The sequence below is a fragment of the Paractinoplanes deccanensis genome (genome assembly GCF_016862115.1).
Taxonomy (GTDB): Bacteria; Actinomycetota; Actinomycetes; order Mycobacteriales; family Micromonosporaceae; genus Actinoplanes; species Actinoplanes deccanensis.
Genome location: NZ_BOMI01000195.1, coordinates 54,388 through 60,896, shown reverse-complemented (window position 1 = coordinate 60,896; position 6,509 = coordinate 54,388). Strand labels below are relative to the sequence as shown.

Below are 6,509 nucleotides of genomic sequence, written 5' to 3'. Positions count from 1 at the left end.
GCCATGGGATGTCTCCCAGGGGGCAGCCCCCATCCCAGAGGGCATCCTGCCGAAAATCGGCGCGCCGTGGACTCGCGCCTGTGGATAACCGGCGTTCAGCTCCAGGGGCCGAAGACCCGCTCGCCGTTGGCGGAGATCGCCGCGCACAGGCCGTCGACGTCGTCGCCGCGGGTCTGTGCCAGGGCGCGGACCGTGAGCGGGATCAGGTAGGACGCGTTCGGGCGGCCGCGGTGGGGCACCGGGGTCAGGTACGGCGCGTCGGTCTCCACCATGATCTGCGACGGCGGGGTGATCGCGGCGGCCTCGCGCAGGGCGGCGGCGCTGGCGAAGGTGACCGTGCCGGCGAAGCTCAGGTGGAAGCCGCGGCGCACGCATTCCGCGGCGAACTCGGCGTCGCCGGAGAAGCAGTGCATGACCACCGTGTCCGGGGCGCCTTCGGAGTCGAGGACGCGCAGCACGTCGGCGTGGGCGTCCCGGTCGTGGATGATCAGGGCTTTGCCGTGCCGCTTGGCGATGGCGATGTGGGCGCGGAAGCTCTCCTCCTGCGCCTTCCGGCCTTCCGGGCCCGTACGGAAGGTGTCCAGGCCCGTCTCGCCGATGCCGCGCACCCGGGGCTCGGCGGCGAGCGCCTCGATCGCGCGCAGCGACTCGTCCAGGTCGGCCAGCAGCGGCGCGTCGTTGGGGTGCAGGGCGACCGCGGCCAGCACGGACGGGTGGCGGGCGGCCAGCTCGGCGCCCCAGCGCGAGGACGGCACGTCGACGCCGACCTGCACGATGCGGTCGACGCCCGCCTTCGCCGCGGCGGTGATCAGCGCCTCGACCGGGTCGGAGCCGGGGTCAGCGCCGGGGCCGCCGGGCACACCGGCCTCCTGGACGGTGATGTCCAGGTGGGTGTGGCTGTCGAAGACCGGGACGGCGAGCGGCTCGGGAGCGGCGGGGAACTCGCCGGCGCGCCGGGCGGCCTTCTCGCGGCGGGATTCTGACGGTGACGTTGACATGTGAGACATTCTGCACTTGGACCCGCAGGTTACCGGTTGTTCACCTGGCGTCAACCGGTGTCGCCTACCTTCACTGGCCGTGACGGTGACCGGCGAGGACAGTGTGATCGGCTCTGATCCGCTCGAGCCTCCCCTGTCCGCACCCCTGCGACGCGACCTCAGCTGGCAGCACGTCCTGCGCATGAGCCAGTCCGCCGACCACCGCGACGATCCGCTGTTGCGCGCCATCCGCGCGACGGCTGCGATCCACCGCGGCACCCGGATGACCAAGGTGCTCTCGCCGGCGCAGGTCTCCGGCCATCTGGGCGGCTGGCTCCCGTACGGCTTCTGCTATCGCTCCTGCGATATCGCCCACCTGCACGATCCGCGCTCCCTGGCGCTGCTGCGCACCGACGGCTCGGACGACGACGAGGTGACGTTCGCGCTGCGCTGGCGGGCCACCGACCCGAGCGACTACGAGGTGCCGTCCGCGCCGGCCCAGCCGGGACTGGCGATGCTGCCCGCCCACTCGCGGATCGGCGCGATGGTGCTCGGCACCGGTTTCACGCCCAGCAATGAGGATCTGATCCCGGAGTACATCACGGCCGGCTTCGCCGACCTGCCGATGCCGGCGAACGCGCAGATCATCGCCTACGTGCCGGGCGGCGAGGAGGTCATCCTCTACACCTATCAGCCGGAGCAGCACGGGTGGCTGCGGCTGGCCGGCCCGCGCTGGCGGTCCCTGCTGGACGCGCTGCCCGGTGTCACCCCGGACCGCGAGTACCTGCCCTGCACCACCCCGGGCTCGGCGCACCTCGTCGGCATGATCAAGGACAAGGAGTACGAGGCGGTCGCGGACCCGCCGGAGGAGTTCCGGGTGCGCGCGCTGACCCGCGCCGCCCGCTACCCGGTGTCGACGCTGAGCCGCCGCGCCGAGCAGGCCCTGTGGCGGGGTGTGCCCTGCTGGGTGCTGCAACGCGACGACGCGTGGGCAAGGCTTCGACTGGTACGACCGGACGCCGACGCCCTGCACCACACGGGCGCCCGCTGCTACGAGCGCGGCGTCTACGAGGCGTGGGCCCCGGTCGGCGAGCTGGCCGACCACCACATCGCCGACTTCCCCTACGTGCTCTGAAAGAGCACGTAGGGGACGGACACGTCAGCCCGCCAGGCGGGCGAGCTCCTCCTCGATCACCGAGGGCTCGAGCTTCTTGAAGACCGGCTTCGGGGCCGCCAGCGGGGTGCCGGCGACGAGCGGCACCGACTCCCAGCGGGCGCCGACCGTGTAGTCGCCGCGCAGCACCGGGTAGGACGGGCCGCCGTCGAGGTCCTCGACCTCCTCGATGTGCGGCATCGGCGCGTGCACGCCCTCGCCGCCGAGCAGCTCGTACACCTTTTGCGCGGAGTGCGGCAGGAACGGGGTCAGGATCGTGTTGGCGTCGCTGACCACCTGGAGCGCCACGTGCAGGATGGTCGCCTGACGCGGCTTGTCCTGCTCGGCCTTGAGCTTCCACGGGGCCTGCTCGGAGAGGTACTTGTTCGCCTCGGCGACCACGCGCATCGCCTCACCGATCGCCGCCTTCTGCCGGTGCTTGCCGATCAGCTCGCCGACCGTGCCGAAACCGGCCTTGGCCACCGCCAGCAGCGCCTCGTCCTCGGCGGTGAGCTCGCCGCGCTCGGGGATGGCGCCGAAGTTCTTCGCGGCCATCGAGATCGACCGGTTGACCAGGTTGCCCCAGCCGGCCACCAGCTCGTCGTTGTTGCGGCGGACGAACTCGGCCCAGGTGAAGTCGGTGTCGTTGGACTCCGGGCCGGCGGCGGCGATGAAGTAGCGCAGCGCGTCGGCGTCGTACCGCTCCAGGAAGTCACGCACGTAGATGACGACCCGGCGCGACGAGGAGAACTTCTTGCCCTCCATCGTCAGGTACTCGCTGGAGACCACCTCGGTGGGCAGGTTGAGCCGGCCCAGGTCGCCCGGCTCGCCGCCCTTGTCGCCCTCGCCCGAGTAGCCGAGCAGCAGCGCCGGCCAGATCACCGAGTGGAAGACGATGTTGTCCTTGCCCATGAAGTAGTAGGCCAGCGCGTCCTTGCCGGCGCCGTCGGCCGACCACCACTGGCGCCACGCGTCGGGGTCGCCGGAGCGGCGGGCCCACTCGATGGAGGCCGACAGGTAGCCGATGACCGCGTCGAACCACACGTAGATGCGCTTGTCGTTGCGGTCGCGCCAGCCGTCGAGCGGGATCGGCACGCCCCACTCCAGGTCACGGGTGATCGCCCGGGGCTGGAGGTCGTCGAGCAGGTTGCGGGAGAACTTCAGGACGTTGGGGCGCCAATTTTCCCGCTGGTCGAGCCAGTTGCCGATCGCCTCGGCGAAGGCGGGCAGGTCGAGGAAGAAGTGCTCGGTCTCGACGAACTCCGGGGTCTCACCGTTGATCTTGGAGCGCGGGTTGATCAGCTGCTCGGGGTCGAGCTGGTTGCCGCAGTTGTCGCACTGGTCGCCGCGGGCGCTCTCGTAGCCGCAGATCGGGCAGGTGCCCTCGATGTAGCGGTCGGGCAGCGTGCGGCCGGTGGACGGCGAGATGGCGCCCAGCGTGGTGCGCTTGACGATGTATCCGTTGCGCGAGAGCGCGGTGAACAGCTCCTGCACCACGGCGTAGTGGTTGCGCGTCGTGGTGCGGGTGAACAGGTCGTACGACAGGCCGAGGCCGTGCAGGTCCTCGACGATGACCCGGTTGTAGCGGTCGGCGAGCTCGCGCGGGGTCACCCCGTCGGCGTCCGCCTGCACCTGGATCGGCGTGCCGTGCTCGTCGGTGCCCGAGACCATGAGCACGTCGTGGCCGGCCATCCGCATGTACCGGCTGAAGACGTCGGAGGGCACCCCAAAGCCGGACACATGACCGATGTGGCGCGGGCCGTTGGCATAGGGCCAGGCGACCGCGGCGAGAACGTGACTCATGAGGTACAAGCGTAGTGAGCCGCCCCTCGTCGCTGCGACGGGATTCGCTCCGCCCTGAGCGAGATCCGCATTTATTCCGACACGCCCGATTTTGAACGTGATCACCGCTCGCCCTCGTAGTCCAATGAACACGTGCTCGGAGACACGCCACAGCCAGGGGAAACGCCGCGCCACGAGGGCGACCCGTGGTCGTTCGCCGATCCCGACGCGGCCTGGTGGCGCGGCGAGACCGACCGGCAGACCACTCGCCCGCGCCATCCCCGCCGGCGGCCTCCGGCTGCCGCCCAGGACCAACAGACCCCAGGGGGTACGGGGACACTGCTGCCCCCGGCGCCCAAGGAGTACGCCGGCGAGGCGGCCGAAGCACACGCGGCCGCCGCGCAGGACGTGGCCGAGGCGCTCGACCCGGCCGCCGCCCCACGAGCCGCCGCACCGTCCGCCGAGGTCACCGCACCGCCGACCGCCGCTGCCCTCACCACCCCGGCCGAGACGGTCGCCGACTTCGTCGCGGTCGAACGCGACCACGACCGGCCCGACCCGCACCGCTACGACCCGCTGCGCCCGCCCGCGGGCCACGAGCCCAGGACGACGGCCCGAACGGCCGCCGCCGACGCACCACCCACCGCCGCCGCCGCACCACCCACCGCCGCCGCCGCCGACACCACGCCAACGGCCGCCGCGGACACAATGCCAACGGCCGCCGCGCAAACAGCCGCGGACACCATGCCAACCGCCGCCGCGCAAACGACCGCGGACACCATGCCGACGGCCGCCGCGGACGCGCAGCCGGCCTCGGCCACCGAGGTGGCGGTGCCGCTCGCCGCCCGGGAGGCGGACACACCGCAACCGCCCACGGCCTCGGTGACCCCGCCGCCCCCGGACCAGGACGTGATGGTCCTGCCCGAGCCGAGCGCCCGCAACCGCCCCACCGTGCCGCTCGAGCCCGGCCCCGCCGCGGCCCGGCCCCCGGTGATCCGCCGCCCGCGGCAGGGCGGCGCGCACGCCCGCCCCACCGAGCCGCTGCCCCCGCCGACCGGCTCCCCCGGCACCGACGCACGCCTGGAGCGCCTGGAGAACTCCCCGTTCTGGCACGACCGGATCGAGGACACCGTCGAGGTGCCGCGCGAGCAGACCCGGCGCGTCGCCGGCCGCCCCCGGCACAGCCGGCGCGCCGCGGGCCTGCCGCTCTCGGCGCAGGTCTCGCTCGTCGCGCTCGGCCTCGTGGCCGCCTTCTTCGCGTGGGTCAGCGCCGAGCCGTTCTGGCTGGCCGTCGGCCACGGCGACAACGGGCTCGCCACCACGACCGTCTGCACCGGCACCGGGGTCACCCAGCGCTGCGCCGGCCAGTTCGCCGCCGCCGACGGCAGCTACACCATCGCCCGGGTCACCCTGCTCGGCGTCGAGGGCACCGGCCGCCAGCCCGGCGCGGTCACCCCCGCCAAGATGGTCAGCCCCGACAGCCAGCAGGCCTACCTCGGCGGAACCGGCGCGCTGCTCCAGCTGCGGTGGCTGCTCGGTTTCGCCCTGGTGGTGCTCTGCGGCTACGCCATCGCGGGCGTCACCCGAGCCCGCCAGCTCCCCACCGCCCGCGCCCGCCGCGCCGCCATCCTGCTCAGCCTCGCCGGGCCGCTGGCCCTGCTGGCCGGCTTCCTGGCAGCCGCCTACTGATGCACCAGCGTGTAGACGTCGCGCTTCCTCAGGCCGTACTCCTCGGCGACGGCCTGGATCGCGTCGCGGCGGGACTCGCCGGCGGCCTCGCGGGCGGCCACCGCGGCGCGCAGGTCCTCGTCGGCCGGGCGCTCCGCCGGGCCGGCCGGTGCACCGCCCACCACGAGGGTGATCTCGCCGCGCAGCTCGTCGCGGGTGGCGCCGGCGGCCAGCTCGCCCAGGGTGTCGCGGCGGATCTCCTCGTACGTCTTCGTCAGCTCGCGGCAGATCGCGGCCGGGCGGTCCGCCCCGAAGATCGCGGCGAGGTCCACCAGGGTGCCCGCGATGCGGTGCGGCGCCTCGAACAGGACCAGCGTGCGCGGTTCCGCGGCGAGCTCCCTCAGCCGCGAGCGGCGGTGCGAGCCCGTACGGGGAAGGAAGCCCTCGAAGACGAAACGGTCGCTGGGCAGGCCCGAGAGCGCCAGCGCGGTCGTCACGGCGCTCGGTCCGGGCGCCGCCGTCACCGGGTAGCCGGCGTCGAGGGCCGCGCGGACCAGCCGGAAGCCCGGGTCGGAGACGCTCGGCATGCCGCCGTCGGTGACCACGGCGACCACCGCGCCGGCGGCCAGCGCGTCGACCAGCTCGGGCGTACGCCGCTCGTCGTTGCCCTCGAAGTAGGAGACGACCCGCCCGGTGACCGTGACGCCCAGATCGCGGGTGAGCCGGGCGAGGCGGCGCGTGTCCTCGGCGGCGATCACGTCCGCCGTGGAGAGGATCTCGCGCAGCCGCGCGGAGGCGTCGCCGATGTTGCCCAGCGGCGCGCCGAGCAAGACCACCCGGCCGGAACGGTTCTCTTCAGCAGACACGCCGGAAAGTCCATCACATGACGGGTCACGGCGACGGCAGGCGCCGCCTCTCAGGCCCACCTT

The 6,509-nt window shown here is 73.2% G+C and carries 5 protein-coding genes; 2 read left to right on the top strand and 3 right to left on the bottom strand.

From position 1 onward, the window contains the following. Positions 1–95: 95 nt before the first annotated feature. Positions 96–1,007 (bottom strand): TatD family hydrolase, encoded by a 912-nt coding sequence (locus Ade02nite_RS46345; protein ID WP_203777817.1) that lies wholly within the window; start codon positions 1,005–1,007, stop codon positions 96–98. 70 nt (positions 1,008–1,077) lie between these two features. Here Ade02nite_RS46345 and Ade02nite_RS46340 point away from each other — a divergent pair, with 70 nt between their 5' ends. Beyond that, on the top strand, positions 1,078–2,112 hold the full coding sequence (locus Ade02nite_RS46340) for a hypothetical protein (RefSeq protein WP_203777816.1): 1,035 nt from the start codon (positions 1,078–1,080) through the stop codon (positions 2,110–2,112). Positions 2,113–2,136: 24 nt separating this feature from the next. On the opposite strand, the gene metG is transcribed toward Ade02nite_RS46340, so the two are convergent. Further along, positions 2,137–3,933: a methionine--tRNA ligase gene (gene metG / locus Ade02nite_RS46335; protein WP_203777815.1), complete on the bottom strand. Its 1,797-nt coding sequence runs from the start codon at positions 3,931–3,933 to the stop codon at positions 2,137–2,139. A 132-nt stretch (positions 3,934–4,065) separates the two neighbouring features. On the opposite strand from metG, the gene Ade02nite_RS50070 reads away from it, so the two are divergent. After that, the gene (locus tag Ade02nite_RS50070) at positions 4,066–5,601 is read left to right on the top strand and encodes a hypothetical protein (RefSeq protein WP_239169558.1); all 1,536 of its coding nucleotides are present in this window, start codon (positions 4,066–4,068) and stop codon (positions 5,599–5,601) included. Here the strand turns inward: Ade02nite_RS50070 and rsmI are convergent. Continuing rightward, positions 5,595–6,446, bottom strand: coding sequence for a 16S rRNA (cytidine(1402)-2'-O)-methyltransferase (gene rsmI / locus Ade02nite_RS46325; protein WP_203777814.1), 852 nt, complete (start codon positions 6,444–6,446; stop codon positions 5,595–5,597). The two genes, Ade02nite_RS50070 and rsmI, sit on opposite strands and share 7 nt — an antisense overlap. Positions 6,447–6,509 lie beyond the last annotated feature (63 nt).

Coding starts and splice junctions, on each gene's coding strand:
- metG (WP_203777815.1), bottom strand. CDS start 3,933: ATGAGTCACGTTCTCGCCGCGGTCGCCTGGCCCTATGCCAACGGCCCG.
- Ade02nite_RS46345 (WP_203777817.1), bottom strand. CDS start 1,007: ATGTCTCACATGTCAACGTCACCGTCAGAATCCCGCCGCGAGAAGGCC.